This window comes from Micromonospora sp. NPDC050417 (genome assembly GCF_044458865.1).
In the GTDB taxonomy this organism is placed as follows: Bacteria; Actinomycetota; Actinomycetes; order Mycobacteriales; family Micromonosporaceae; genus Micromonospora_G.
This window is the reverse complement of sequence record NZ_JBITIH010000010.1, coordinates 167,789-194,741: the sequence shown is the minus strand read 5'-3', so window position 1 is coordinate 194,741 and position 26,953 is coordinate 167,789. Positions and strand designations below refer to the sequence as shown.

Genomic DNA, 26,953 nt, shown 5'->3' with positions numbered 1-26,953 from the left:
CCGGGCATGGCGGATCAGTGGCGTAACCGGGCGCGACGCGCGGTCGAGACCCGACTCCGCGACGGGCTACGGGCCAACGAGAACCGCCCCCACTACGTTGTCTGCGGCCAGAACGACCTGGTCGTGCACCTGGTCAACGCGCTGCTCGCCGAGTCCGTACGGGTGACCGTGATCGTTCCTCCGCACCGTCGACCGGAGGGTCCGGACATCCGCGCGATCCGTGGCATCCGGGTGGTCGTGGCCGAGCGGCTGGACGAGGAGTCCTTCCGGTCGGCCGGACTGGTCGGCGCGGACGGCCTCGCCCTGATGCACCAGGACGATGTCGGCAACATCCACGCGGCGCTCTGCGCCCAGGCGGTCGAGCCCCGGCTCCGGCTGGTGCTGCGGATGTTCAACACCGGGCTCGGCAACAGCGTACGGCCGCTCTTCGCCGACTGTGCGGTCCTCTCCGACGCCTCGATGGCCGCACCGACCTTCGTGGCGGCGGCGCTCGGCGAGCCGACGCCGACCCACTTCCGGTTCCGTGGCCGCACTCTCGTGGTGGCCCGGCGCAAGGACGTACGCCCGGAGCATGTGGTGTGCGGCCTCGCCGACACCGACGACGCCCGCCAGGTGCGGCTGCTCCCTTCGGACCAGACGACGGCGGACCTGGTGCTGGCCGAGGCGACCGGGCAGCCGCCCGGCACCGAGGTCGCGGCCCGGCGGATCATCCGCGCCCGTCGCCGGAAGCAGCGTCCGAGCGCCGCGATCTGGCGAGCCGTACGCTCCTTCGCCACCCGCAAGATCGGGATCGCCACCCTGGCGGTGCTCGCGGTGATTGTCATCTCCGGCTCGCTGCTGGTCCGTGCCGGCGGGGTCTCGGTCTGGCAGGCGCTCTACGTCGCACTGGTCACCACCATCAGCGGCGCCGACCCAGACCCGGACAAGACACCATCGGCGCAGCTCATGCAGGTGGTGCTGAACCTGGCCGGGCTGGCACTGATTCCGTTGATCACCGCTGCGGTGGTCGACGGCATGGTGAACGCCCGGCTCGCGTTGGACGACGGCCGGCTGCGCAGCCCGCGCAACGGGCACGTGGTGGTGATCGGGCTCGGCAACGTCGGCACCCGGGTGATGGCACAACTGCACGACCTCGGCATCGAGGTGGTCGCGATCGACAAGGACCCGCAGGCGCGCGGGGCGTCGCTCGCCCGCCGGCTGAACGTCCCGCTGATCGTCGGTGACGGTGCCCGGGAGGAGAACCTGGAGGCCGCCTCGGTCGCCACCTGCCAGGCCCTGGTGGTGGTCTCCACCGACGACGTGACCAACCTCCAGGCCGCGTTGAACGGCCGGGCGATCAAGAACGACCTGCGAGTGGTGCTGCGTCTCTACGACGGTGACTTCGCCGACCGGATCCAGAACTCGTTCAACATGAACATCTCCCGGAGCGTGTCCTACCTGGCCGCGCCGTCGTTCGCCGCCGCACTGCTCAACCGCCAGGTGATCGCGACCATCCCGATCGACCGGCACGCCCTGCTGGTCGGCGAGGTGCCGGTTGCGGCCGGGTCGTCGCTGGTCGGCCGGGCACTCGCCGAGGTGGACCAGACCGCCGGGGTACGGGTGATCGGGCTGACCCCGGTCGGCCAGCCGGTCCTGAACTGGTCCCCGGCACCCGCTCAGCGACTCGCGGTGGGGGACCAACTCGTGGTGGTGGTACGCCGGGCGGCGCTCAGTGCCCTGCTCAAACAGGCGAGCCCGCCGCTGGCCGACCCGGAGCCACCGGCACTGCCGACCCAGTCGCGTTTCCCGACCGCCGGTCCCGGCTGACGGACGGATCGTCGGCCGGCTAGTCGCCTAAGGGAACGACGCACCGCAGGTCGTTCGGTTGGAACAGTGGCTCACCGAGCGTGGATGTCGGTGACGAAGCTCGTCCACGCCGAGCGCACGAAGGTGAGCACGGGCCCATCCGGGTCTTTGGAGTCGCGTACGGCGATGGTCTGCGGTAGTTCGGCGATCTCGACGCAGTTGGTGTCGGAGCCGCTGCGGCTGGACTTGCGCCAGACCACGTCGCCGAGATCCGCAGCGACCATCAGGGCCTCACTCTCGCTCGTGCTCGGTTGCGACGCGCGCAACGAACTCGACCGATCTGGCCGGGCTGAGCGCCATCTTCGTCAGCTTATCCGCCGCGCGGCGGAAGGCATCCACCTGCGCGGGCTCCTCCAGGAATTGGCTCGACATCCGGTGCTCCAGGTGCACGACGGCCGGGTCACGGACGAAGTCGAGGATGACGAACGGACCGTCCACGCCGATGTGTCCGCCGACGCCGAACGGCAGCACGGACAGCGTCACGCCGGGCCGCTCGGCGGCCTCGGCCAGGTGGCGGAGCTGCCGGGCCATCACCCGTGGCCCGCCGAGCACCCGGCGTAGGGCGGACTCGTCCACGATGACGTGCAGTTCGGGTGGTTCGTCGCGGGAGAGGATCGCCTGCCGTCCGAGCCGGGCGGCGACCCGGATCTGGGCATCCGCATCGGGCACGTCGCAGGCGCGCATGATCGCCTTGGTGTAGTCGGGGATCTGGAGCAGGCCGGGCACGAGCATCGGCTCCCAGTTGACGATTCGGGTCGCCTCGGTCTCGAACCGGATGAACGTACGCGACCACGGTGTGAGCCCGGAGCCGTACGTCTCCCACCAGCCCCGGTCCTTGCCCCGCTCGGACATGGCGAGCAGGCGCTTGCGTTCGTCCCCGATGACGCCGTAGACGACGAGCAGCGAGGCGACATCCTCGGGCGGGATGCCCTGCTGGCCGGTCTCCATCCGGGACAGTCGGGACGCCTGCCAGCCGAGCTGGGCACTGACGGCTGCACCGGTCAGGCCCTTGGCCTTGCGCAGTTGTCGCAGCTCACCGCCGAGTCCACGGCCGACAACGGTCGGTGCGCTCTGCTTCGGCATGTCCGCTCGCCTCCACCATCAGGTATTGACATCCGTACGCCAGGACGCCAATCTAATCGCAAATTGCGATGCCAAGCAACCTCGTGGTGATCAACTGCGTGAGGAGTGTCAACATGAGCGATCTCAAGCCGTCCCGGTACGCGCCGCCCTGGGCGCATCCGTACGACCCGGCAAACTCGCCGGGACCGATCGAGTCGGTGGTGGAACGATTCCGTCGCGGTCGCCCGGAGGAGCCGCAACCGAGTGAGGCCGAGGTCGAGGCCGGTCGCTACACGATCGTGCTGGTGCCGCCGGAGGCCGCCGAAGTGATCGGTTACGACCGCAGTGACGCGGGGCTGCGGATGTTCCGCGACGGCGACTGGGACCACAACCCGGGTGACCTGGACGAAGCGGTCGACATCATCCAGGAAGCCTGCGGTGAGCCGATCACCCTGGTCGAGCACCATTCCGACCTGACCTACTGGACCGCCCGACTGCGTCAACCCGCCGACTGAGCTCGGCCCGGCCGAGCCTGGTTCGCGGCGGGATCGACCTACTTCGCGGGTCCTTCCCGTGCGATTAGCCACCCATCAGGTTCAAGCGACGAGGTAGGTGGAGTCGTCGAATTCGGCGGTGACGCGAAGCCTTCCGCCGAGGGCTTCGACGTAGGCGCGGAGAACGGACACGGACACGGTGTCGAGCTTGCCGCGCTCGACGTCCGAGACGCGGGGACCGGAAACTCCCATCACCTCGGCGACTTCTCGCTGGGTGAGAGAGCGGTTCCGTCTTACCTCGGCAAGGCGGAACGCGTGGATCTCGTCGTCCAGGCGTTGTTGACCGGCGGCACGCTCGGCATCGGTACGGATCGGATGGCCGGCGGCGCGGCGGGTTTCCTCGGCGCGGCGCTTGGCCTCTTCCCACGGGATCGCACTCATTGGTAGTTCCTCGTTTCCAGTTCGGCCAGGTGGGCGAGCAGCACTGCTCGTCGGACCGGGTCGAAGACGAACAAGATACGAACCTCACTCGATCCCGTTGATCCTGGCCGCAACTCCTTCATGTTGTGGTGCTGAGAGTTTTTTTACTCTGTCCACGAGCGGGCGACCCAGGGTCGGCCCCTCCGCCGCCAGGCGGTCGATTGCGTCTTCGATCAGATCGGCTGTGCCGGGATCGTTCTTCGTAAGGTCGTTGAACCACTCCGCAACGTCTTCGACGAGCAGGATCTGCCATCCACCCACCAGGAAAGCTTAACCCCAGGGTTAAGTCGTCGCCAGTGGTTGGCTAGACGGACTGGATCGGTACGCCGAGCACCGCCTGTTCGTCCGGTCGGTGCACGAGTACGTCGGCCATGAACGACTGCACCGCCGGGGCCAGCCCGACGTCCCGCCCGGCCTCCTCGGAGAGCCGCCACCGGTGCTCGATGATCTGGACGAACAGCTCGGCCGGCTCCAGTTTGCGGCGCAGGTGGGCCGGGACGGCGCGTACGACGGGTTCGAAGACCTCGGTGAGCCAGCGGTGCGCGGACTGCTGTTCGTCCGACAGGTCGCTCTCGGCGCGGTAGGTGTCCAGGTCGTTGAGGAGTCGGCGGGCCTGGTTCTCCTCGGCGTCGAGTCCGGTCAGGCGGAGCAGCCGGCGGCTGTGGTAGCCCGCGTCGACGACCTTGGGGCGTACCAGGTAGCGACCATTGTCCACAAGGGACATCGCGACTTCGGCGACGTCGAAGCCCATCTCGTTGAGCCGCCGGATTCGGCCCTCGATGTCGTGCCGGTCGTCCCGTTCCACCTGCTGCTCGTACGTGATCTCGTGCCAGAGCCGTTCGTAGCGTTCCACCACCTGGTCGGCGACCTGCTCCGGGTCGATCGCCTCGTGCAGCAGTCCGGCGGCCTGGAGGTCGAGTGCCTCGCCGAAGATGTTCACCCGGGCGATCTCGATGTCCTCGCTGCGCTGCCCGTTGGAGAGCTGGTTGCGCAGCGCCCCGGTCTCCGCGTCGACCAGGTAGGCGGCGAACGCCCCGGCGTCGCGCCGGAAGAGGGTGTTCGACAGCGAGCAGTCGCCCCAGAAGAAACCGGTCAGGTGCATCCGTACGATCAGCGCGGCGAGCGCGTCGAGCAGCCGGGTCATCGTCTCCGGGCGGAGTGTGTGCGAGAAGAGCGCCCGGTACGGCAGTGAGAACTGCAGATGCTTCGTGATCAGTACGGGGTCGAGCGGTTCCCCGTTGTCGTCCTGCCGGTCGGCGACGATCGCCACCGCCTGCACCGACGGGAAATCGATCCGTTCCAGGGCGCGGAGTAGGTCGTACTCCCGTTCGGCGACCCGTTCGCCGGTTTCCTTGACCGCGTACACGGTGTTGGCAAGACGTACAAAACGTACGATATGCCGGGAAATACCCTGGGGAAGTGCCACCAAATGGTCAGCCGGCCACTCCTCCAGCGGCTTCGACCACGGTAGATCGAGCAGCGCCGGGTCCACGAGGGCCGAGGTGATGCGCACGGGGACAAGCATGCCGGCTCCGGACCCCACAACGCTCCCCACCGTGGCCCGTCACACACCCGCCCCGGCGGCCGGTGCGGATCCTGTGGAGAGGCCGGGGGGACAGTGTGCGCGGAACGGGGCACCGCGACCGGGCACGGTAGCTTGGGCGGGTGCGAGAGAGCGGACAGGGAACCGAGACGGTACGGCGGAGCTGGCCGCGGCTGCGTCCGGTCTACCCGGGTGGCTGGTGGCTCGACGTTCTGCTGCTCGCCGGACTGGCCGGACTCACCCTCGCCCTCGCCAACGGCCACCTCTACGGCGTCGACCAGGCCGTACGCGAATGGTCCGACGACAACCGCCCCGAGTACGCCTACTGGATCGCCCGGGTCTTCAACTTCCTCGGCCAGGGCGGCTGGTTGCTCACCCCGCTCGCCGCGATCCTCGGCATCCTCACCGCCCTGCGGTCCCGCTCGATCCGGCCGCTGCTCGTGGTGGTCGCCGCCTACGCGGCGACGTACCTCACCATCGGGCCACTCAAGATCTGGACCGACCGGGCCGCACCCACCTCGGACCTGCCGCCCGAAGAGTCAGTGAAGATCTTCAACAGCCACCTGCCGGCGGACGAGTACAGCATGTCCTACCCGTCGGGGCACGTCGCCAACGCGATCATCTGGTACGGCGCGATCGCCCTGCTCCTGGTCGCCCTCCTGCGTACACTGGGCCGCCCGCACCCGCCCGCGGCCCTGGCCCGGGTCATCCGGATCGCGCCCCCGCTGATCGTCTTCTGCACCACCACCTACCTGAGCTGGCACTGGATCACCGACAGCGTCGCCGGCATCCTGCTCGGCCTCTTCGTCGACCGGCTGCTCACCCGGATCCCCTGGGACGACCTGCCCCTCCCGGCTCTCCGTAACGGGATCGACCGACCCGGAGTGTTCACCTCCGCCCCCTAGTCTGCGGCTCGTGCAACGACAGCAGCCCACGACAGCCGCCCCCCTCGACCGGCGGCTCGGCGTACGCGACGCGGTGATCATCGGGCTCGGCTCGATGCTCGGCGCGGGCGTCTTCGTGGTCTTCGCCCCGGCGACCGCCGCCGCCGGCAGCGCCACCGGGCTCCTGACCGCACTCGCCGTCGCCGGTCTGGTCGCCTACTGCAACGCGGACAGCTCCGCCCGGCTCGCCGCCCGCTACCCCGAATCCGGTGGCACCTACGTCTACGGGCGGGAACGACTCGGTAACTTCGCCGGCTGGCTCGCCGGCTGGAGCTTCGTCGCCGGCAAGACGGCGAGCTGCGCCGCGATGGCGCTCACCATCGGCGCGTACCTCTGGCCCGGCCATGCCCGGCTGGTCGCCGTGGTCGCCGTCGTCGCGGTGACCGCGGTCAACCTCGGCGGTATCAGCAAGACCGCCCGCGCCACCCGCTGGCTGGTCGCGGCAACCCTGGCCGTGCTCGCGGCGGTCACCGTCGTCGGGCTGGTCACCGGGTCCGCCGACCCGTCCCGGCTCGTCGACAGCGCCGGCATCAGCGGGTACGGCGTACTCGGCGCCGCCGGCCTGCTCTTCTTCGCCTTCGCCGGCTACGCCCGGATCGCCACTCTCGGCGAGGAGGTACGCGAACCGGAGCGCACCATCCCGCGCGCGGTGCCGCTGGCGCTTGGACTGGTCCTGTTGGTCTACCTCGCGCTCGCCACGGTCAGCCTCTCCGTGCTCGGCGCCGACCGGCTCGCCGACTCGTCCGCGCCCCTGGCTGACGTGGTCACCGCCGCCGGACTACCCGGCCTCGCCTGGCTGGTACGCGTCGGCGCGGCGGTCGCCGTCACCGGCGTACTGCTGGCCCTGGTCGCCGGAATCGGCCGTACGGCACTGGCCATGGCCCGGCGCCGTGACCTGCCCGGTGCGCTCGCCGCCGTACACCCGCGTCGACGGGTGCCACACCGGGCGGAGTTGCTGGTGGCAGGGCTGGTGATCATCCTGATCAGCCTCGGGGACCTGACCACCGCGATCGGCTTCTCCAGCTGCACCGTGCTGGTCTACTACGCGATCACCAATGCGGCGGCGCTCACCCTCGGCCCCGATCCCGCCCGGCGGCTGCCCGTACGCCTGATCGCCCTGCTCGGCCTGGTCGGCTGTCTCACCCTCGCCGCGACCCTGCCCCCGACCAGCGTCCTCGCCGGCCTAACCGTCCTCGCCGTAGGCGCCCTCACCCGCACCCTCCTGCGCTCCCGCCACGGCTGAACGGAGGCGGGAGCGCGACGGAACCCGCGAGACGGTCAGGAGAGCCAGGTGCCGGCGCGCATGACGCGCAGGACCTGGAGGTTCTCGTCCAGTTCCACCAGGTCGGCGCGGAGGCCCGGGATGAGGGCACCGACGTGGTCGCCGAGGCCGATGGCGCGGGCCGGGGTGGTCGAGGCCATCCGGGTGGCGTCCGGCATGCCGATGCCGACGCCGACCGCCCGGCGCAGGGCGGCGTCCATGGTGAGGGTGCTGCCGGCGATCGCGCCGTCGCGGGTCAGCCGGGCCACCCGGTCGGCGACCGTGACCGTCTGACCGCCCAACTCGTACTCGCCATCGGGCATCCCGGCGGCGGCCATCGCGTCGGTGATCAGCGCGGACCGGTCCGCGCCGCCGACCGTGGCGGCGAAACTCAGTGTGCCGTCGTGCAGGTGCACTCCGTCGGCGACGAGTTCGCAGACCACCCCGGCCGCGCCGAGCAGCGCGAAGACCGGGCCGGGTTCGCGGTGGTGCGGCGTACGCATGCCGTTGAAGAGGTGGGTCGCGACGGTCGCCCCGGCCTTGATCCCGGCCATCGTCTGCTCGTACGTGGCGTCGGTGTGGCCGATCGCGGCGACGATGCCACGGGAGACGAGCATCCGGATCGCCTCCAGTGCGCCCGGACGCTCCGGGGCGATCGTGACCATGCGCAGAGCGCCGTCACCGATCTCGATCAGCTTGTCCAGCTCGTCCAGGGACGGGTCGCGGAGGAACTCCGGGTTCTGCGCCCCGCACCGGATTTCCGACAGGTACGGACCCTCGTAGTGCACCCCGGCGAGCACGCCCTCCTCAACCAGCGGGGCGAACGCGGCGGTGGCGTCCTGCATCAACTCGTACGGGGAGCTGACCAGGCTGGCCAGCAGGGTGGTGCTGCCGTGGGAGAGGTGAAACTGTGCTGCCGCTCGCGCCGCGTCGGCGTCGCCGGTGGTGAAACTGTGCCCGCCGCCGCCGTGGCTGTGGATGTCGACGAACCCGGGCACGATCCAGTTTCCGTCCCGGATCGACGGATACTCCGCGACCGCGGTGATCCGTTCGCCGCTGATCTCCACGCAGCCCTGCCGGACGATCCCGGTCGGGGTTACCACCTTGCCAGTCACGCGGTCGGTCACGAGGGCTCTCTCCAGCCTGTCAGGGGATGTGGTCGGCGCTACCGGTTTCGAGGTCGCCGATGGTGTCCAGGGCGAGCAGTGCGGCGCCGAGGCAGCCGGCCTCGTCGCCGAGCGCGGCCGGCACCAGTCGGGGTTCGCGGTGGAAGGTGAGTCGGGCGCGTAGCGCCGTACGCAGCGGCACGAGCAGGTCGTCGCCGGCCTCGGCCAGACCGCCGCCGACCACCACCACCGCGGGATCGTAGAGCGCCTGGGCGATCAGCAGCCCGTCCGCCAGCGCGTCGACGGTCTCCTGCCAGATCCGGCCGGCCAGTTCCTCGCCGCCCGCCGCCCGGCGGACCACCTCGGCGGCACTGACCCGATCTCCGGTGCTCGCGGAGCCCGCGAGTGCGGTGTAGCGGCGTCCGACGGCAGCGGCCGAGGCGACCGCCTCCAGACAGCCGATCTGGCCGCAGCCGCACGTCGGCCCGTCCGGGCGTACGACGATGTGGCCGAGTTCGCCGGCCGCGCCGTGGGCGCCGACGAAGGCCGTACCGTCGATGGTGAGCGCGGCGGCGATGCCGGTGCCGATGGCTACGAAGAGGACGTACCGGTCGCCCCGGCCGGCGCCGAGCCGCGCCTCCGCGATGCCGCCGACGCGTACGTCGTGGCCGAGCGCCGAGGGCAGCCCGAGCCGTTCGGTGACCAGGTCCCGCAGGGGTACGTCACGGAAGCCGAGGTTCGCCGACCAGACCGCCACCCCGGCCGCCTGGTCCACCACCCCGGGGACCGCGATGCCGACCGCCACCGGGGCGAGCCCGTCGGCGCGCGCCCGACCGGCCAGGCCCTCGGCGACGGCGAGAATGGTCTCGACCACCTCCGCCGGTCCCCGGTCGGCGCCGGTCGGGTGGCGTTCGCTGTGGTGGGTGGAGCCGTCCGGCCGGACCAGGGCGGACTTGATGCCGGTCCCGCCGACGTCGAGCGCGATCACCACGGTGGGGTGGGCGGGCTCGGTCGACGGGACCGTCGGGAGAACGTCCGTCACGCGAGCACCACGGACCTGGTCAGGTTTCGTGGCGCGTCGGGGTCCAGGCCACGGCTGGTGGCCAGGGCCACCGCGAAGCGCTGGGCAAGGATCAGGTCGGCCATCGGGTCGAGCGGGGTACGCCCGGCGGCCCAGTCGCCGAGCACGGTGTGGGTGCCGTTGGTGCGGCTGTGTACGAAGGCGGCACCGGTGCTGGCGATCTCCTCGGCCAGCCCGTCCGGGATCTCGCCGAACGCCCAGACCATCCGCCCGGGGCCGGCGATCGCGAACGGACCGTGCCGGTAGTCCATTGCCGGGTACGCCTCGGACCAGAAGGTGGCCGCCTCCCGGCACTTCAGCGCGGCTTCCTGCGCGAGTCCGATGGTCCAGCCACGGCCGAGGAAGGTGGCCTGCTCGATCATGCCCGGGTCGACCGGGAGCGGGGCCCGTACGGCGACCTCCGCGTCGGCGGCCAGCGCGGTGAGGTTCTCGCCGAGGTGGGCGCGGAGCAGCGCCAGGGCACTGGTGGCGAAGCGGGTCTGCACCACCGAGCGTTCGTCGGCGAAGGGGAGGCGTACGTCGGCGTCGGCGAGGCCGACCGCGGGTGAGTCCGGGTCGCCGACGATGACCGTGGTCGCGGTCCGGCCCCGTACGGCGGCGAGCAGGTCGAGGACCTCGGTGGTGGTGCCGGAACGGGTGATCGCGATGATCCGGTCGTAGCGTCGTTCGGTCGGGAACTCGGACGCCTGGAACGCGTCGGTTTCGCCGTGGCCGGCGCGTTCGCGCAGGCCGGCGTAGGCCATGCCGATGAACCATGAGGTGCCGCAGCCGATCACGGCCACTCGTTCACCGGGTCGGGGCAGTGCCTGTGCCGACGGGTCGGCGAGTGCGGCTGCCCGCAGCCAACAGTCGGGTTGGCTGGTGATTTCCGCGTCGACGTACGCCATCAGGGCTCCTCGGTTGACGAGAATTGCTGCGCGATACCGTTCGTTCCGAGCGTCTTTCGCGCGTTATTCTGCTCGAAACATGTTCGACCTGGCAACTACAATGCGGCTTTGCGCAGAGCCGTTCTTTGCGCGACGGTAGTTTCGCGCACTAGTGTGCACGCAATCAATCACCGTACGTGCATGGAGGCTCGCGGTGGACCGGTACGCGAGATGGAACGCCCTGCTTGAGCTGTTGACTGAGAGCGGCCGGGTCAGTGTGGAGGATGCCGCCGCACGGCTGGACGTCTCGCAGGCCACCATCCGCCGTGACTTCGACCAGCTCGCCCAGCAGCAGATGATCAACCGGACCCGGGGTGGCGCGGTCGCCAACGGGGTGTCGTACGACCTGCCGCTGCGGTACAAGACGGCGAAGCACTCGGCCGAGAAGCAGCGGATCGGCACCGCCGCCGCGGCGCTGGTCGCTCCCGGCATGGTGGTCGGTCTCAACGGCGGCACCACGACCACCGAGGTCGCCCGCGCGCTCGCCGTCCGACCGGACCTCAACACCAGCGCCGACGGTTCGCAGTTGACCGTGGTCACCAACGCGCTGAACATCGCCAACGAGCTGTTGGTCCGTTCCCGGATGAAGGTGGTGGTGGCCGGTGGTGTGGTCCGGCCGCAGTCGTTCGAACTGGTCGGCCCGCTCGGTGGGGCGTTGCTGCGCGAGGTGACCCTGGACGTGGCGTTGCTCGGGGTGGACGCGATCGACGTACAGCTCGGCGCGGCGGCCCACCACGAGGGCGAGGCGTCGATGAACAATCTGATGGTGGCCCGCGCCAAGCGCGTGGTGATCATTGCGGACTCGTCCAAACTGGGCGGTCACGCCTTCGCCCGGATCTGCCCGGTGGAACGGGTGGAGACCCTGGTGACCGACTCCGGGGCCGACCCGGCGATCGTCGACGGGTTCCGGCAGGCCGGGGTGCACGTCATCACCGCTTGACGTTCTCCGCTGGCCTGACGTGCGGCAGGGTTTGTGGGCAAATGATGAGTTTCGGGTACTTACAGCAGGTTTGCCTGGTATACCGAGCAGGTCGGGCGAGCCCTAACCGTGGCACGGGAGGTCGGCGTTGACGGCCGTACTGGAGATCGAGGGTCTGCGAAAGACCTACCGAAGTAGACGCCGGGGCGTACGACACGCCCTCGACGGTTTCGACATGCTGGTCGAGCGAGGGCAGGTGCACGGCTTCCTCGGCCCCAACGGCTCGGGCAAGACCACCACCCTGCGTACGCTGCTCGGCCTGATCAAGCCCAACGGCGGCCGGATGGCGCTGCTCGGCCACGAGGTGCCGGCCGCCCTGCCCGAGGTCGCCGGCGCCGTCGGCGCGATCGTGGAAAGCCCGCAGTTCTTCCCCCACTTCACCGCCCGGGACACCCTCTCCCTGCTGGCCGGTGCCGGCGGGGTGCCCCAGCAGCGGGTCGCCGAGGTGCTCGAACTCGTCGGCCTGCGGGACCGCGCCGGCGACCGGGTCAAGTCGTACTCGCTCGGCATGAAACAGCGACTCGCGGTCGCCTCCGCGCTGCTGAAGAACCCGCGACTGCTGATCCTGGACGAGCCGGCGAACGGACTCGACCCCGGCGGTATCCGGGAGATGCGGGCGCTGATGCGCAACCTCGCCGAGTCCGGCATGACCGTGGTCCTCTCCAGCCACATCCTCGGCGAGGTCCAACTCATCTGCGACTCGGTCACCATCATCTCGCTCGGCCGACGGGTCGCCGCCGGACCGGTCGCCCAGGTCCTCGCCCAGCACGCCGGCAACGGCCTGCGGGTACGCCTGGAGGCCGTCAGCGACCTGCCGCTCGCCGCCGAGGCGTTGAGCCGGGCCGGCGCCGAGATCACCACCAACGACGACCACCTGATGGTGTACGGCGTCGAGCAACCGGCCTGGGTCAGCCGTACCCTCGCCGCCCAGAGCCTGTACGTGAGCGAACTGGCCCCGGTCACCGCCGACCTGGAGAGTGTCTTCCTCGACCTGACCGCCACCACACCGGTGCCCGGTCAGCACCGCCAGGTCGACGAGTCCGCGCTGGTCGGCGGCTCCGACCCGGACGCGAACGGATCCGGCGGCACATCGGGGAGCTGGGGAGTATGAACCTCTACACGACAGAGCTGCGCCGCATCTTCAAGCGCCGGCTCACCAGGATCATGCTCGTCCTGCTCGTCCTCGGGCTCGGCGGCATCGCCATCGCCTTCACCGCGAACAGCCACAAGGTCGGACCGGCGCAGGTCGCCGCAGCCGAGGCCAGGGCGGAGGCGGAGTACCAGCAGCAGGTGAAGTACCACGAGGAGTCCGTGCGTGCCTGCGAGGCGGCCAAGGCGGCCGGTGCGGGCACGGACCGGTACCCGCCGGACTGCGGGCGGGAGTGGACCCCGACCCGGGACAACTTCCAGGCCGAGTGGTTCATGCCGTACCAGTTCGACTTCCGCGACGAGTTCGGCAACTTCATCGCCATCTTCGCCGGCATCATGGCGCTCTTCGGCTTCGTCGTCGGCGCGTCGTACGTCGGCGCCGAGTGGCACAGCGGCGGGATGATGAACCTCCTGCTCTGGCGCCCGAAACGGCTCACCGTGCTCTTCACCAAGCTGGGCGCGCTGCTCAGCACGGTCCTCGGCCTCAGCCTGGTGCTCGGCGCTCTGTGGACGGCCGCGTTCTGGCTGATCGGCCGCTTCGACGGGGTGACCGGCAAGCTGACCTCGGGGGTCTGGCAGTCGTTCGCGCTCTCCGGACTCCGCGCGGTCGGCCTGGTGCTGGCTGTCGCCGCGATCGCCTTCGGGCTGGCCTCGCTGGGCCGGCACACCGCGATGGCGCTCGGCGTCGCGGTCGGTGTCACCGTGGTCAGCGAGATCGGCATCCGGACCGTGATGGCGATCATCGGCACCCCGTTCGGTGACCGGTACGTCCTCTCGACCTACGCGCTGGCCTGGTTCTCGAAGGAGTGGAAGCTCTTCGACTACAACGCCTGCAACTTTCAGCAGGGGCAGTGTGCCCCGGGGGAACTCGTCCTCACCTGGCAGGACTCCGGACTGGTCTTCGGCGTCGGTACGGCAGTCGTGCTCGCCGCCGCGATCTGGGCGATGCGCAGCCGCGACGTCACCTGACCGGCCCGACCTGACCTGACCGTCACCACCCGGTCGATTCCGCCCGGGTGGTGACGGTGTCGCCGTGGCGCCTGATGCGCTTGTGGCCAGGCGCGATTAGGCTGGTGGGGCCGTACGGCGGGTGCGGTTTCGCGAGGTCGGTGAGGAGCGCCATGAAGCCGGGTGCCGACGCTCCAGCCACCGACGACGACGGCCACGCCGAACAGCTCGCACCGCCGGTCGTACCGGGACAGCGGGTCGGTCCGGAACATCGGACCGCGCCCGATCAGGCCGATTTCGGAGCCGAAGATCCAGAACAGACCAGACCGGCCCCGGACGAATCCGCCGGAACCGGGCTCTCCGCACGGGAGCAGGAGATTCTCGCCTTCGAGCAGCGCTGGTGGAAGCATGCCGGCGCCAAGGAGCAGGCGATCCGGGACACCTTCGACCTCTCCGCGACGCGCTACTACCAACTCCTCAACGGACTGCTCGACAACCCGGCCGCACTGGCCGCCGAACCGTTGCTGATCGGCAGACTGCGCCGGCTCCGGGCCGCCAGGTCCCGTTCCCGCCGCCGTTGACGGCTTACTTCTCGTACGACTGGAGGCCGTTGCCGAGGGCGATGAAGGTGGGGGCCCACTCGCCAACGAAGATGCCCCAGCGGTCCGCACGGTCGATCTCCGCCCCCTTCTCGAACTGCTTGGACGCCAGCCAACAGCCGAATGACAGGGCGATACTCGCAAAACCGGCGATGTAGCAGTGGTCTGAACGTAGACCCATGTCGTGCAGCTTCCTCAGCATCTGGCCCCCCTCTCGCGGTGTTGTCACCCGGGCGCGGGCGGGCACACCGTCAGGTCCCTGACGTTACCGTCAGTAATGCTGAGTCGTTCTCGGGTTTCTCATATCCGTTGCCGGCACGTACTTTCGCCGATCGAACGGGTATTCCGCGTGGTGGGAAGGGACTCATTCGGTAAGGGCCCGCGGGCCCGCTCGGGTAGACATGGGTCAAGGCGAGATTTCTTCGACAACCCCTTCGACCGAGCGCAGCCCCGCTGCCTCGCGGCAGAGCCGGAGACCTCAGGATGATGCAGGTATGGTCCGCCTCGCAGGCGGCACCGGACCGACTGGCGAACGAGGATCACGTCTTCCAGTACGGCCAACTGGTCGGCGTGCTCGACGGGGCGACCGTGCCGGAGGGCTTCGACACCGGTTGCGTACACGGCCCCGCGTGGTATGTTCGCCGGCTCGCCGCGCGGATCGGCCTGGTCGCCGCCGACCAGCCCGGAGCCACCCTGATGGAGATCCTGGCCGGCGCGATCGACGCAGTACGCGGCGATCACGGCAACCGGTGCGACCTCGGGCACCCGGGCACGCCGTCATCGACCGTCTGCCTGATCCGGGAGGGCGCCGAGCATGTCGACTACCTGGTCCTCTGCGACAGTCCGCTCGTCGTCGACCTCGGCAGCCGGTTGCAGGTGATCACCGACGACCGGCTCGACACCACCATGGTCGGGATGAAGTCGGCCGCGTTCGCCGGCAAGGCGGGCGGCGAGGATACCGACCCGCAGGCCCGGTTCCGCCGCTCGGTGACCTGGCAGCGCCAGCAGATGAACACCCCGGGTGGCTACTGGGTCGCCGCCGCCGACCCGGACGCGGCGTACCACGCGATCGGCGGCGGGCTCTCGCTCACCGGCCCGGACCGGGTACGCCGAGCGGCGCTACTCACCGACGGCGCGTCGTACGCGGTCGACAAGCTGGGTCTCTTCGACTGGCACAACCTGCTCGCCCTGCTCACCTCAGAGGGGCCGAGCGAGCTGATCCGTCGCGTCCGGATCGCGGAGCAGGGCACCGCTGAGGGGCAGGATCGGCGCCGGTTCAAGCAGTACGACGACGCCACCGTCGCACTCTGCCGCTTCGACCGCTGACCGCCGCGCCCACCGGATGGTGGCCACCTTGGTTACGTACCGCAACCGTCGACGGTGGCGATCGGCCGATGGTGCCCCCAGAGGGTGGCCGAACCCGGGTTGCCGCGTCGGGTCCGGTAGCGCGCCGATCGACGCCCCCGTCCTCCCCTTGGTCACCGTGGGTAGGGCCGTTCAGCGTCTTGCGCGGGTTTTACCGGACAGGGCGTGACGGCGGAACGGCAACCCTTGCGCAAAGCGGTGGACGACTCGGGTTCGGGGCGGGAACACTCGCTTCGTGAGCAGCAACGTACGACTGACGCCGATCGACGAGCGGACCCTGGAGCCGTTGCTGTCCGTAGCCGCCGCAGAGGCGGAACCGGACGACGTGATGCCACCGGTCGACGCCCCGGCAGGCTGGTCGCACGCCCGCAGGGAGGCGTTCCGTGAGTTCCACCGGGCGAGGTTCGACGGCCTGACCGGCGCGACCCGTACCGCCATGTTCGCGATCATGGTCGGCGACGACGTGGTCGGCATGATTCGGATGACCTGTGACGGCCAGCCGACGACCATGGAGACCGGCATGTGGCTCGGCAAGTCGGCCCGGGGGCAGGGCATCGCCGCCACCGCGCTCCGTCTACTGCTCGCCGAGGCGGTCGGAGCCGGCGCCCGCCTGGTTACCGCCGAGACCACCGTGGACAACACCCCCGCCCTGAGCGTGCTCCGCCGGGCCGGCGCCGAACTCAAGCGCGACGGCGACGTCGTACGGGCGCAGATCCGCCTCGGCTGACCCGGCGCTCCGGCCGGTAGGATTCCGCCGCCAGTAGCTTGGCCGGCAGGAGACGAGAAGCTTGAACAGCACGCCCAGCCTGTACCAGGAACGTGTGCGTCCGGACGCGTCCCAGCCGCACGACGACGCCGCCGAGCAGGTGGGATCAGACTCCGCTTACCCGGGCCGTCGTGCCACGCGTACCCGCTCGAACGACCGCCTCCACGTGCTCGACCTGCTCCGCTTCGGGGCGGCCATGCTGGTGGTCGGCTACCACCTGCTGACCCCGCCGAAGGTGTGGGGTACGGACACCGAGGCCCTCTTCACCCACCCGATCCGCCAGTTCTTCCACTACGGCTGGATCGGCGTGGAGTTCTTCTTCGTCATCAGCGGTTTCGTCATCTGCATGAGCGGCTGGGGTCGTACGCTCTCGGAGTTCTTCATCTCCCGGGTCACCCGGCTGATGCCCATGTACGTCATGGCCGTGCTTCTGACCTCGGCCGTCGTCGTCCTCGGGCCGGCCGCCGACAACAAGCTCACGATCCCCGGGGTGCTCGCGAACCTCACCATGCTCCAGGGGCTGCTGGGCTTCCCGAGCGTCGACACGGTCTACTGGACCCTGATCGTGGAACTCAAGTTCTACCTGCTCTTCGCGATCGTGGTCTGGTTCGGCGTGGCGTACCGGCGGGTGCTGCTCTTCTGCGCGGTCTGGACGATCGGCGGGGTGTTCGCCGAGGCCAGCGAGACCCGGCTGCTGCAGATCATCTTCGAGCCGATGTACACCTCGTACTTCGTGGTGGGCATGACGCTCTATCTGATGCACCGCTTCGGTCCGAGTCTCCTGCTCTGGTCGACGCTCGGCATGTCCGCCATCCTCTGCTCCGTCTCGCTGGCCAGGCGGGTGGACGGCAAGGTCACCCACTATCCGGTGGCGTTCCTGCTCCTGATGGCGTTCCTCCTGGTCATGACCGGGGTCGCGCTGGGCTGGTTCTCGTGGATCCGTTGGCGGGGAGCGGTCACGATCGGCCTGCTCACCTATCCGGTCTACCTCCTCCACCAGCGGATCGGGCAGCAGGTCATCCACGGGCTCCGGGACAGCGGCATCCCGCCCTGGCTGCTGCTCGGTGGCGTCGTGGTCGGCATCTCGCTCGTCGCGGCGACGCTGACCATCGTCTACGAGCGACCGGTCAGCCGACTGCTGCGTGACCGGCTGAGAGCCAACTTTGCCGACGTACGGCTGCGCTCTACCGAGGCCGGGGCGAACCCGGACGAGCGGGGGCGTCGGATCGTGCCGGCCCGGCCCCAGGAGACGCCCTAACGGTCGACAGACGCGCTGCCCTCCCGGTTGGCGGCGTACGCGGCCAGCCAGGCGACCTGGGCCGGGTCGAGTGAAGGCCGTACCCGCTGCCGAGCGCTGGCCACGTGGGCGGCGGTGACCGTGGCCGCGGCCAGCGACTCCCGCATCGCCGCCAGCGCCGCCTCGCGGACCAGGGCCGCGCAGTCGGCGGCCGAGAACCCGTCGAGGGACTCCGCCAGCGCCGCCAGGTCCACGTCCGGCGCCAGCGGCACCGGCTTCGCCACCGCGCGGAGGATGTCGGCCCGCCCGGACACGTCCGGCGGCGGCACGTACACCAGCCGCTCCAACCGACCCGGGCGCAGCAGTGCCGGATCGACCAGGTCGGGTCGGTTGGTCGCACCGACCACGATCACGTTGCGGAGCGTCTCCACCCCGTCCAACTCCGTGAGCAGGGCCGCCACCACCCGGTCCGTGGTTCCCCCGTCGGTGGCCTGCCCCCGGGTCGGGGCGAGGGCGTCCACCTCGTCCAGGAAGATCAGGGTGGGTGCGGCATCGCGGGCCCGGCGGAACAGTTCGCGTACCGCCCGCTCGCTCTCACCGACCCACTTGGAGAGCAGTTCCGCGCCCTTGACCGAGAGCACGTTCGCCCGCCCCGAGCCGGCGAGCGCGGTGACCAGGAAGGTCTTGCCGCAGCCCGGCGGTCCGTAGAGCAGCACCCCACGAGGCGGTTGCACACCGAGCCGGGCGAACGTGTCCGGGTAGGTGAGCGGCCAGAGCACCGACTCGGTCAGGGTCTGCTTCACCTCCGTCATGTCCCCGACGTCGTCCAGGGTCACCGTGGCCAGCCGTAGCGTCGACGACGACATCGACGTCGGCCGGACCACCTCCAGTGCGGCGGTGAAGTCGGCCATCGTGACCAGCGGCGACGGCTCGGTGCGTTGGCGCAGCGCCGCCCGTACCCCGGCCTCGCGGGCCAGCGCGGACAGGTCGGCGGCGACGAACCCGGGCGTACGGGCGGCGACCTCGTCCAGCCGTACGTCCTCGGCGAGCGGCATCTTCCGGGTCAGGACGGTCAACTGCTCACGCCGCAGCGCGGTGTCCGGCAGCGGGACGACCAGTTCCAGGGAGAGCAGGTCCGGGGCGCGCAACGACGGGTCGACCGCCTCCGGCCGGCTGGTCGTGCAGACCACCGCCGCCCCGGAGCGGACCGTCTCGGTGAGCAACTGCCGGAACACCGTCGCCAACGGGCCCGGCTGGTCACGAGGGGCGAGCGCCTCGACATCGGAGACGAGGAGCACCGCCGGTCCCCGGTCGCGTACGGAGGTGGTGGCCGCCTCCAGTCGGCGGGCCGCCGCATCGTTGGTGAGCGCGGCCAACTCCGGCGCCCAGACCGCCTCGACCCGGGCCCCGACCTCACCGGCGACCGCCCGGACCAGCGCCGACTTGCCCGACCCGGCTGGACCGGTGACGAGTACGCCGAGCGAGACCGTGGTGCCGAGCCGGCCCAGCACCTCGCCGTGGTGGAAGCCGAGGTCGAGCAGTTCGGTCAGTGCCTGCGCCTGGTCCCGCAGGCCGGGCAGGTCCTCCAGATTCGGTGCCGGTTCCGGTGCTGGTGTCGTCGCCGTCGACCCGGCAGCCCCGGACGACGCGGCCACACCGGGCGCTCCGACCGCTCCGACCACCCGCGCGGCTGTCGCCACCCCACCGGCACCGGCGTCGCGGCGGGTCACCCCGGTCGAGCCGGTACGGTCCGGCCAGCCGACCACCGTGTCCATGGTGACCAGTGCGGCAGCGGCCGGCTCGGCGGCGGCGACCGTCAACAGGGTGCTCGTCCAGGCGTACCCCATGCTGTTCGCGAGGCTGCGGCGGGCGGCCTCGACCAACGGGCGGACCGTGACGTCGGGCAGCACGTCCTGCGGTAACAGGGACACGTCGTCGCCGACCGTGACCAGTTTGCCGAGCAGGGCGAGGCGGAGCAGTTCCGGTGACACGACCGCCGCGACCTCCGCCGGGCCCTCCAGGACGACCCGGCGGGCGGCGACCACGGGTGCCGGCGCGACCGTCACCGGGTCACCGGCGCGCACTCCGAGGTTGCCGAGCAACAGGTCGTCGGCGTGGAGCAGGTCCCGCCCGGCGCCCGGTTCGGCTCGGGCCACGATTCCTGACGTGGTCCGGCGACCGGTCAGCCGCACCGGGTCGCCGGGGTGCAGTCCCAGCGCGGCGAGCACACTCGGGTGTAGCCGTACGATCCCCCGGCGCGCGTCCAGGGTCGCCGAACGCAGGTTCGCGGTGAGGATGAGATCGGGCTCGGCCACCGACCGAGCGTAACCGGCGGCTACTCGTCCCGACGGCCGAGAAGTGACGGATCGCGTCGGATCAGCTCGGCCAGCCGGGCCGCCGAGTCACCAGGGCGTTCGTCGACCGGGGCACTCCACGCCGGCATCGGCTGCACCGACAACGGCCAGGCCGGCGGCTCCGACGACGCCACCCCGGCGGGCGACTCGTTGACCGGCAGCATCGTAACCATGCCCTCCGACCAACCGACCCGGATCGCGGCCCGCGAACCACCCTGCTCCACACTCAGGTTGACCGTCACTCCCGGGTGGTGGGCGAGCACCCGACGTACCGCCTCGACCACCTCGTCGGCCGCCTCGCGTACCGGGTCGGCCGGCGGCCGGGGGGCCTCGGCGGCGGGACGGAAGCCGTCGGCCAGGGACCGGGGCGACGATCGGATCGCCTCGGCCGACGAGTGGACGGTCTGTGTCGGTGGACGCAGACCGGCGTTCGGGGAACGGGTGCCCGGCACCGGCGGGTGCACGCCCTGACCGGTGGGTCCGGCTGGCTCGCCCGCAGGCGCGGCGCTCTCCCCGGCCGGAGCGGCCCGCCGTCGCAGCAACTCCTCACGCCTGGCCATGCGGGCCAGCGCGTCGTCCAGTTCGCCTCGCATCACGCCACCTCTTCCGAACGCCACGCCGTGGTCACCGGCTCACGTCTCCCGCTCCCGGATCGCTCGATCGAGTGCGCGGTCCAGGACGACCAGCAGGGCATCGCGTACCGACAGCCGGTCGCGGGCGTCGAACCGCACCAGCGGCACGTGCTCGCCGATCGCCAGGGCCCAACGGATCGAATCCAGATCGTGGGCCAGTTGCCCGTCGAACGCGTTGACCGCGACAACGAAGGGTAGTCTCGCGCGCTCGAAGAAGTCGATCGCAGGGTAGCAGTCATCGAGCCGGGCGCTGTCGACGACGACCAGTGCCCCGAGCGCGCCCCGGGCCAGGTCATCCCACATGAAACCAAACCGGGACTGCCCCGGTGTGCCGAACAGGTAGAGCTTCAGACTGCGGTCGATCGTGACACAGCCGAAGTCCATCGCCACCGTCGTCGTGGTCTTCTCCGAGCGGGTACCCGGATCGTCCACTCCGATCCCCGCAGCGGTCATCTCCGCCTCGGTGGTCAGCGGCGCGATCTCCGAGATGGCGCCGACCGTGGTGGTCTTCCCCACGCCGAAGCCACCGGCGATAAGGATCTTCACCGGGATCGGTGCGCTTTTGGGACGACTGGGGGCGGCTCCGCCGGCACCGGCCGGTTCGCCGTAGTCGGTCGGCCGCGTGTGTCGGGCCGGGGTGGTGGGGCCGGCGTACCCGGCGGGGCCGCCGTTGCCACCCGGCCCGCCGCCGTGACTGGTTGGCCCGCCGTACCGGCTGGGCGCGCTGTTCACGGGGAAGCTGGCCGTCGGGCTGGTCGGCCAGTCAGGAGATCGCACGAAGTCCATCGATCACTCGCAGAATGAGGTCGGGGTCGTGGGCATCCTCGATGTCATAGGTGTGCACATCGAGGTGACCGGTGGCCCGGAGGTCACCGACCAAGATCTTGGTCACGCCGAGATGCAACCGCAGTCGAGCGGAGATCTCCGCCACCGACATCGGTTCGGCGCAGAGCGTGACGATGTCCTGTAGTTCCGGTGCCAGGCGCCCCAGTGGCGGGCTGGTCCAGGACGGCCCGTCCGGCCGGGCCGTCACCTGCGTCTCCAGGCAGATCGCCGGATCGACACTGTCCACCCGACCGGCGGTGAGCACGAACGGCCGCAGACCCTGTGGGGCCACGCCCGGCAACGCCTCCGGGTCCGTGCTGTCGATCTCCGGATCGGGCACGCCCGGCGCCGACGCCGCCTGGAGGTAGGGGCGGATCCGGATGGCCGGCTCGGGTTCCCGCCCGGCGCCGGCCGCGGGCCGGGTCACGACTGAACGGAGTTCTTCAACTCGACGATGAGCCGAGGCGTGAGCGCACTGCCCGCCCGGCCCGCGAAGAGCGTCATCTCGTACGCGACGGTGCCCAGGTTGGCCGAGCGGTCGGCCACCACGCCGAGTACGGAGCCACTACTGATCGAACTCACCAGCAGGTAGCCGTCGGTCATGTCCACGATCACCCGGTTCAGACCGCCGAGTGAATACCAGTTGGCGGCTCCGCCGGCCAGGCTGGTCATGCCGGAGACCACCGCCGCGAGTCGCTCCGCGTTGGACCGGTCCTTGATCGCCGACATCGCCATCAGCAATCCGTCGGACGAGACCGCGATCGCCTCGACCACGCCGGCGGTGTTGGTGGTGAACGAGTCCAGCAGCCAGTTGAAGGTGCGGGCCTCCTGGCTGAGTTCCGCGGTGGCCGTACCGGGCTGCTCACGTTCGATGCTGTCGCGAGTGAAGGGGCTGGTCATCGTGGCGTTTCCTCTTCGTGACGGTGGTCGGGGCGGACTTCACTCAGGGCGCGGGCCACCCCGGCCTCGAATTGGGTGACGAGGTCGCGGACCGCGTCGGGATCGTCCACGCGGGCGCCGATGGACCGTTGCCGGTCCCGGCGGGCCGTCGGTCCCGACGCGTCCAGGTGGGAACCGGGAACCCGCCGGGTGAGTTGCACCGGCCCCGCTCCGACCGGCGCGACCTCCGGCGCCGTACCCCGGGGGTTCGCCCCGGTCGTGGCTGCCGTCGCTGGTTGCTGGCGATGTGCGCGTCGTACGCCGGCTTCGAATTCCTCGATCAACGCGCGCACGACGGCCGGATCGGCCGGCTGCGGGCCGCTGTTGCGTCCCGGGCCCCGGCCGTTCGCGGCCGGACCGGGATTGACCGGCAGTTGGGCGCCGGGCACCCGCTGGCGCAGTCCCATCGCCCTGGCCGAGGCGGCGTCGTCGAAGCCCGGTGCCCCGGTGGTCGGTGCCGGCCCGGCCGTGCCGCCGGGGTAGTCGACCGGGCCGGTCGGTCCGGCCGTGCCGCCGGCGGGCGCTTCGGCGAACGCGTTCCAGGGCTCACCGGCGGCGAGCGACTGGCTCGCCCGGTGCAGCAACGCGGCGTCGAAGACCGGTTCGACACCGGTGCCGGCCAGGGCCGGCGCGGCTGAGGAGGACACGGTGGTGGCACCGGCCGGGTCGACCGGTTCCGGTCGGGGGCCGGTGCCGGCGGAGCCGGCTCCCGGGTCGTCGGTTGCCGGGCCGGACCCGGCCAGGGCGGTGGGCGTGAGCGGCGGCAGCGCATTCGCGACCGGGGTGACGCCGATGTCGGTGACACCGATCGGTCCCGGGACCGGGGTGACATCGATCGGGCCCGGGACCGGGGTGACACCGATCGGGCCCGGGAGCGGCGTCGACGGCAGCCGGGACGGCAGCGGCGCGGCGGCGACCGATCCCGGCTCGCCGGCCGGCCAGCGCAGCGGCGCGGGCGGCACGGTCACCCGCGCGACCGCGACCGCCGACGACTCGGTACGCCGCGCCACCAGCAGCCGTTCCGCGATGTCCAGCTCGACGGTGACGCCGCCGCCGGAGGTCGCCGAGAGCGTCACCCGCCAGCCGTGCCGGCGGGCGAGCCGGCCGACCACGAAGAGTCCGAGCACCTCGGTCGGGGCCAGATCGAGCCGCTCCCGTCGGGTCAGCCGGGCGTTCTCCTCGGTCAGCCGTTCCGCGTTCATCCCGATGCCGTGGTCGACCAGGATGAGGCGGACGCCGCCCTCGATGGTCTCGCCCGAGACCCTCACCCGGGTGTGCGGCGGTGAGAAGGCGGTGGCGTTCTCCATCAGCTCGGCCAGGGTCAGTACGAGATCGCCGATGACCGCGGGCGCGACCCCCACGTCGATCCGTACGCCGACGTCGACCCGGGTGTAGTCCTCGATCTCACCGAGGGCGAGCCGGACGACGTCGCCGAGCGGCATCGGTGCCACGTGTCCGTCGGCACCGGCCGAACCGGAGAGTACGACCAAGCTGCTGGCGCTGCGCCGGAGCCGGCTGGAGACGTGGTCGAGCCGGTAGAGGTGTTGCAACCGGGTGGGGTCGGTCTCCTGGTGCTCCAGCCGGTCGATCAACGCGATCTGCCGGCCGACCAGGTTCTGCGTACGCCGACCGACGTGACCGAACATCTGCGCCACGTTGCGCCGGCTCGCCGCCTGCCGTTCCACCAGCCGGGCCGCTGTTCCCTGCACCCGGTCGAAGGCGCGGGCGAGGTCGCCGACCTCGTCCCGGGCACGGATGTCCACCGGGTCGAGCCGAATCGGGGTGACGGACTCGGATTCGTCGTCGGCGATCCGGACCAGTTCGCCCTCGGCGACCCGGGCCACCCGGTCGGCCGACTGGGTGAGCCGGATCAGCGGGCGGGCGACCGTACGGGCCACCGCCAGGCTCAGCAGGACGACCACCAGGAGGATGAACAGCACCAGCCCGCCGACCCAGTATGCGGTGGTCAGCGCGGCGCGTTGCTCGGCGGTGACCTGGGCGATGACGTCGGTGACGATTCGCTTCTCCACGAACTGTCCCAGGGTGATCAGGGACAGAACGGCGGGGAAGAGCCGGGCCATGGAGAAGCCGGCGATGGCGCCCTCGGGGTTCTGGGCGAACGTGGTGAGGAACTCCGGATTGGTGCGGTTTGCCACCGCGTCCTCGACCAGCCGGTAGAGCGCGTTCTGTTCCGGGGTGGCGAAGGCGCTGAACCGGTTGGTGCTGACCTGGAGGGCGGCCATGTTGCTGATGTAGGCGGTGATCGCACCCTGGTTCTTGCTCGCGACCACGAGGACGATGATCGATGCTCCGGCGCTGATTCCCTCGTCGGTACGGAGTACCGCGTCGAGTGCGACGACCTGCCGTCCCTGCGGGGTGGCGGTGTCCACCTCGTACGAGAGTTGGAGTGCGTCGATGAGCGCCACGTGTACCGGTCCGAACTTGCCCAGCACCTGTTCCGGGGTGGCCCGACGGTTGAGTACGGCGTTGCGTAGCTCGGCGAGCTGCTGCACCCCGGCGATCGCGCCCGACACCCGTTCGGTGAGCTTGTCGCCGAGGTCCGCCCGCAGGTCGGCGATCTCGTCACTGACCGTGGCCGACTGCTGGATCAGTGTGGACCGGTCGGTGAGGTTCATCAGGTAGCCGATGGAGAGGAGCCGTTCCTGCTGCAATTCCTGCACCAACGAGCCGACCCGGCCGGCGATGCGTACGGTCTCGGCCGTCTCGGCCGCGCGGCTGGCCTGGTTGACCCGTTCGACGACCACCGGCACGGCGAGACCGACCATGCTGAGCAGCGGGGTGATCACGAGCAGCGCGAGTTTCGCCCGGATCCGGAGCCTACCGAGCAGCATCGGTACGCCCCCAGGTTCCGGGGCCGTCGCCGCCCGTACCGGCTCCGGCTGCGGCGACCGGTCGGGTCGTGGGCGTTGCGGCGGGGGAACCCGCCGGTCCGGTGGCCGACCATTCGACCAGCGCGTCCCAGCGTCCGGGCTCGGTTCCGGGGATTTCGGCCGACGGGGTGTCGGGGGCAGCCGTTGCCGCCGGGGTTGACCGCCGTCCCCGGCCGCCGAGCAGGATTGTCGTGATCAGGGCCAGCACCAGGAGCAGGGCCAGGATGCCGGCGCCGATGGTGATCTGCTGGTCGCGGGCGAGCCGGTCGACGCGGGCGTCGATCAGGGTGGCGAGTTCGGTGAGGATGATCGCGGAGAGCTGTTCGGCGGCGGCGTGGGCGGTGACCCGGGCCGCTGCGATCTGGGTCAGGTCCGTCTCGGAGGTGCCGTCGGTCAGGGCGGAGGCGGCGGCGAGGGCTTCGATGGCCCGTTGGTAGCTGTCGAGCTGGTTGAGCAGGTTGCCGCCGAGGTTGGGGCTCTCGGTGCTGTCCACCGCCGCCTGGAGGGATTTGATCAGGTCGCCGGCGGGGTCGAGCAGGGAGGTGCGGGCGGCGGTCAGTTCGGCGACCGTACGGAGCCGTTCGGCGGGTCGCCGGGCCGCGCCGAGGACCGCGAGGTCGGCGAGGCGACCGGCCGCGATCAGGGCGAACGGTAGTTCTTCGCCGACCGCGTCCTGGAGGTAGTACGAGTCGGCCTCCGGGTCACGCATCAGTCCGGAGCTTTCCCGGACCTTGTCGTAGAGGGCGAGAAGCAGGTCGGCTGCTTCGCGGTAGACGGTGAAGACGGCGTCCGGCGCGGTGGAGCCGCGATCCGGGAGCGCCTCGATCTTGGCGCGTACGCCGGCCCAGCGTTCCCGGGTGCGCAGTTCGGCGCCGAGCCGGGTGTCGATCACGGTGGTCCGTTCCACGGCGGTGGCGAGCGCCTCGCGGAGCACCGGGCGGCCCGCCACCGCCGCCGACTGCGCCTCGGTCAGGGCCACGGTGACATCGGCGAGGGAGCGGAGGTACTCGATGCCGTGCTGTTCCCGGAGGGCCAACTCCTGATCGTCGTCGACCGATCCCTGTAGCTGCACGAAGAGCGCGGCGATGGGCGCTATCAAGATCACCGCTAGGGAGAGGCGCAGTGCCTTTCCGGGCGCGTTCGGCCATCGTCGTGGCCGCTGCGCGGGAACTGTCATCGTGCATCTCCTCCGGCGACGGCCAGGATCCGGTGGTGGGCGCCGGGAGGCCGCCGGGGTCCCGCCCACCGGAGCGGAAAACTAACTGAACGCCCGACTCCGTCCGTCCACGACGAACAGTCGGTTTCACGTCAGTTGCGCTCCCGTGGTCACGGGTACTCAAAATCGTCACTCTGCGTGCCTATTGTCAAGCGACATGCATCGATTGGGTTTTATGTCCAGTAAATCGGAATTCACATAGTCCGAATTTGTCCCCCTCGCTTTGGGCCTCGGATGTTCATACGACCCGATTTGGCCGACGTTCGGGTTGACCGGACGGACGTACGGCGGATCTCAGCCACAGCACAGGT

The 26,953-nt window shown here is 70.6% G+C and carries 28 protein-coding genes; 11 read left to right on the top strand and 17 right to left on the bottom strand.

From position 1 onward, the window contains the following. Positions 1–6 precede the first annotated feature (6 nt). Positions 7–1,806, top strand: coding sequence for an NAD-binding protein (locus ACIBF5_RS15585; RefSeq protein WP_396811995.1), 1,800 nt, complete (start codon positions 7–9; stop codon positions 1,804–1,806). Between the two features lie 71 nt (positions 1,807–1,877). Here the strand turns inward: ACIBF5_RS15585 and ACIBF5_RS15580 are convergent, their stop codons facing one another. After that, complete coding sequence (locus ACIBF5_RS15580; RefSeq protein WP_396811993.1) at positions 1,878–2,069, bottom strand: DUF397 domain-containing protein; 192 nt, start codon at positions 2,067–2,069, stop codon at positions 1,878–1,880. Between the two features lie 7 nt (positions 2,070–2,076). Next, positions 2,077–2,928, bottom strand: a complete 852-nt coding sequence (locus ACIBF5_RS15575; protein WP_396811992.1) for a helix-turn-helix domain-containing protein — start codon at positions 2,926–2,928, stop codon at positions 2,077–2,079. Between the two features lie 113 nt (positions 2,929–3,041). Here ACIBF5_RS15575 and ACIBF5_RS15570 point away from each other — a divergent pair, with 113 nt between their 5' ends. Continuing rightward, positions 3,042–3,422 (top strand): hypothetical protein, encoded by a 381-nt coding sequence (locus ACIBF5_RS15570; RefSeq protein ID WP_396811990.1) that lies wholly within the window; start codon positions 3,042–3,044, stop codon positions 3,420–3,422. Positions 3,423–3,503: 81 nt separating this feature from the next. On the opposite strand, the gene ACIBF5_RS15565 is transcribed toward ACIBF5_RS15570, so the two are convergent. Genes ACIBF5_RS15565 through ACIBF5_RS15550 form a run of 4 tightly spaced genes read right to left on the bottom strand, consistent with a single transcriptional unit; the run spans position 3,504 to position 5,406 of the window. After that, positions 3,504–3,842, bottom strand: coding sequence for an XRE family transcriptional regulator (locus ACIBF5_RS15565; protein ID WP_396811989.1), 339 nt, complete (start codon positions 3,840–3,842; stop codon positions 3,504–3,506). Further along, entirely contained in the window at positions 3,839–3,964 is a 126-nt protein-coding gene (locus tag ACIBF5_RS15560) for a hypothetical protein (protein WP_396811988.1), read from the bottom strand. The genes ACIBF5_RS15565 and ACIBF5_RS15560 overlap by 4 nt, the downstream gene beginning before the upstream one ends. Beyond that, complete coding sequence (locus tag ACIBF5_RS15555; protein WP_396811986.1) at positions 3,927–4,142, bottom strand: hypothetical protein; 216 nt, start codon at positions 4,140–4,142, stop codon at positions 3,927–3,929. The genes ACIBF5_RS15560 and ACIBF5_RS15555 overlap by 38 nt, the downstream gene beginning before the upstream one ends. Positions 4,143–4,185: 43 nt before the next feature. Further along, positions 4,186–5,406, bottom strand: a complete 1,221-nt coding sequence (locus tag ACIBF5_RS15550; protein ID WP_396811984.1) for a DUF4032 domain-containing protein — start codon at positions 5,404–5,406, stop codon at positions 4,186–4,188. Positions 5,407–5,546: 140 nt separating this feature from the next. Between ACIBF5_RS15550 and ACIBF5_RS15545 the strand changes: the two genes are divergently transcribed. Together ACIBF5_RS15545 and ACIBF5_RS15540 are read left to right on the top strand one after the other, a co-directional pair. After that, complete coding sequence (locus ACIBF5_RS15545) at positions 5,547–6,329, top strand: phosphatase PAP2 family protein (protein ID WP_396811982.1); 783 nt, start codon at positions 5,547–5,549, stop codon at positions 6,327–6,329. 10 nt (positions 6,330–6,339) lie between these two features. Further along, the gene (locus tag ACIBF5_RS15540; protein ID WP_396811980.1) at positions 6,340–7,611 is read left to right on the top strand and encodes an APC family permease; all 1,272 of its coding nucleotides are present in this window, start codon (positions 6,340–6,342) and stop codon (positions 7,609–7,611) included. 35 nt (positions 7,612–7,646) lie between these two features. Here the strand turns inward: ACIBF5_RS15540 and nagA are convergent, their stop codons facing one another. From nagA to ACIBF5_RS15525, 3 genes are read right to left on the bottom strand one after another with little or no spacing between them, the layout of a single operon-like run. Further along, positions 7,647–8,756, bottom strand: a complete 1,110-nt coding sequence (nagA, locus tag ACIBF5_RS15535; protein WP_396811978.1) for an N-acetylglucosamine-6-phosphate deacetylase — start codon at positions 8,754–8,756, stop codon at positions 7,647–7,649. Positions 8,757–8,775: 19 nt separating this feature from the next. Continuing rightward, positions 8,776–9,777 carry an ROK family protein gene (locus ACIBF5_RS15530; RefSeq protein ID WP_396811976.1) on the bottom strand — a complete coding sequence of 334 codons (1,002 nt, stop codon included), beginning with the start codon at positions 9,775–9,777 and terminating at the stop codon, positions 8,776–8,778. Beyond that, the gene (locus tag ACIBF5_RS15525; RefSeq protein ID WP_396811975.1) at positions 9,774–10,703 is read right to left on the bottom strand and encodes an SIS domain-containing protein; all 930 of its coding nucleotides are present in this window, start codon (positions 10,701–10,703) and stop codon (positions 9,774–9,776) included. Before ACIBF5_RS15525 ends, ACIBF5_RS15530 begins: the two co-directional genes overlap by 4 nt. Positions 10,704–10,896: 193 nt before the next feature. Here ACIBF5_RS15525 and ACIBF5_RS15520 point away from each other — a divergent pair, with 193 nt between their 5' ends. From ACIBF5_RS15520 to ACIBF5_RS15505, 4 genes are all read left to right on the top strand, one after another. Beyond that, entirely contained in the window at positions 10,897–11,682 is a 786-nt protein-coding gene (locus ACIBF5_RS15520) for a DeoR/GlpR family DNA-binding transcription regulator (protein WP_396811973.1), read from the top strand. Positions 11,683–11,809: 127 nt separating this feature from the next. Beyond that, the gene (locus ACIBF5_RS15515; protein ID WP_396811971.1) at positions 11,810–12,832 is read left to right on the top strand and encodes an ABC transporter ATP-binding protein; all 1,023 of its coding nucleotides are present in this window, start codon (positions 11,810–11,812) and stop codon (positions 12,830–12,832) included. Further along, positions 12,829–13,839, top strand: a complete 1,011-nt coding sequence (locus tag ACIBF5_RS15510) for an ABC transporter permease subunit (RefSeq protein ID WP_396811969.1) — start codon at positions 12,829–12,831, stop codon at positions 13,837–13,839. Before ACIBF5_RS15515 ends, ACIBF5_RS15510 begins: the two co-directional genes overlap by 4 nt. 152 nt (positions 13,840–13,991) lie before the next feature. Then, positions 13,992–14,399: a DUF3263 domain-containing protein gene (locus ACIBF5_RS15505; protein WP_396811967.1), complete on the top strand. Its 408-nt coding sequence runs from the start codon at positions 13,992–13,994 to the stop codon at positions 14,397–14,399. 4 nt (positions 14,400–14,403) lie between these two features. On the opposite strand, the gene ACIBF5_RS15500 is transcribed toward ACIBF5_RS15505, so the two are convergent. Next, positions 14,404–14,619, bottom strand: coding sequence for a hypothetical protein (locus tag ACIBF5_RS15500; protein ID WP_396811966.1), 216 nt, complete (start codon positions 14,617–14,619; stop codon positions 14,404–14,406). A gap of 281 nt (positions 14,620–14,900) precedes the next feature. Between ACIBF5_RS15500 and ACIBF5_RS15495 the strand changes: the two genes are divergently transcribed. The 3 genes from ACIBF5_RS15495 to ACIBF5_RS15485 all read left to right on the top strand — a co-directional run bounded on the left by ACIBF5_RS15495 (position 14,901) and on the right by ACIBF5_RS15485 (position 17,806). Further along, positions 14,901–15,743 carry a hypothetical protein gene (locus ACIBF5_RS15495; protein WP_396811964.1) on the top strand — a complete coding sequence of 281 codons (843 nt, stop codon included), beginning with the start codon at positions 14,901–14,903 and terminating at the stop codon, positions 15,741–15,743. 274 nt (positions 15,744–16,017) lie between these two features. Continuing rightward, entirely contained in the window at positions 16,018–16,509 is a 492-nt protein-coding gene (locus ACIBF5_RS15490) for a GNAT family N-acetyltransferase (protein WP_396811962.1), read from the top strand. Positions 16,510–16,570: 61 nt separating this feature from the next. After that, entirely contained in the window at positions 16,571–17,806 is a 1,236-nt protein-coding gene (locus ACIBF5_RS15485) for an acyltransferase family protein (RefSeq protein WP_396811960.1), read from the top strand. Here the strand turns inward: ACIBF5_RS15485 and ACIBF5_RS15480 are convergent. Genes ACIBF5_RS15480 through ACIBF5_RS15450 form a run of 7 tightly spaced genes read right to left on the bottom strand, consistent with a single transcriptional unit; the run spans position 17,803 to position 26,603 of the window. Continuing rightward, the gene (locus tag ACIBF5_RS15480) at positions 17,803–20,100 is read right to left on the bottom strand and encodes an AAA family ATPase (protein WP_396811958.1); all 2,298 of its coding nucleotides are present in this window, start codon (positions 20,098–20,100) and stop codon (positions 17,803–17,805) included. The two genes, ACIBF5_RS15485 and ACIBF5_RS15480, sit on opposite strands and share 4 nt — an antisense overlap. Positions 20,101–20,120: 20 nt before the next feature. Then, positions 20,121–20,732, bottom strand: a complete 612-nt coding sequence (locus ACIBF5_RS15475; RefSeq protein ID WP_396811957.1) for a hypothetical protein — start codon at positions 20,730–20,732, stop codon at positions 20,121–20,123. Positions 20,733–20,771: 39 nt separating this feature from the next. After that, positions 20,772–21,557, bottom strand: coding sequence for a GTP-binding protein (locus tag ACIBF5_RS15470; RefSeq protein WP_396811956.1), 786 nt, complete (start codon positions 21,555–21,557; stop codon positions 20,772–20,774). Further along, a complete protein-coding gene (locus ACIBF5_RS15465) occupies positions 21,535–22,023 on the bottom strand; it encodes a DUF742 domain-containing protein (protein WP_396811954.1) in 489 nt (162 codons plus the stop codon). Before ACIBF5_RS15465 ends, ACIBF5_RS15470 begins: the two co-directional genes overlap by 23 nt. Further along, on the bottom strand, positions 22,020–22,496 hold the full coding sequence (locus ACIBF5_RS15460; protein WP_396811952.1) for a roadblock/LC7 domain-containing protein: 477 nt from the start codon (positions 22,494–22,496) through the stop codon (positions 22,020–22,022). The genes ACIBF5_RS15465 and ACIBF5_RS15460 overlap by 4 nt, the downstream gene beginning before the upstream one ends. Next, entirely contained in the window at positions 22,493–25,387 is a 2,895-nt protein-coding gene (locus ACIBF5_RS15455; protein ID WP_396811950.1) for a nitrate- and nitrite sensing domain-containing protein, read from the bottom strand. Before ACIBF5_RS15455 ends, ACIBF5_RS15460 begins: the two co-directional genes overlap by 4 nt. Further along, positions 25,374–26,603, bottom strand: a complete 1,230-nt coding sequence (locus ACIBF5_RS15450) for a hypothetical protein (RefSeq protein ID WP_396811948.1) — start codon at positions 26,601–26,603, stop codon at positions 25,374–25,376. Before ACIBF5_RS15450 ends, ACIBF5_RS15455 begins: the two co-directional genes overlap by 14 nt. Between the last annotated feature and the right edge of the window lie 350 nt (positions 26,604–26,953).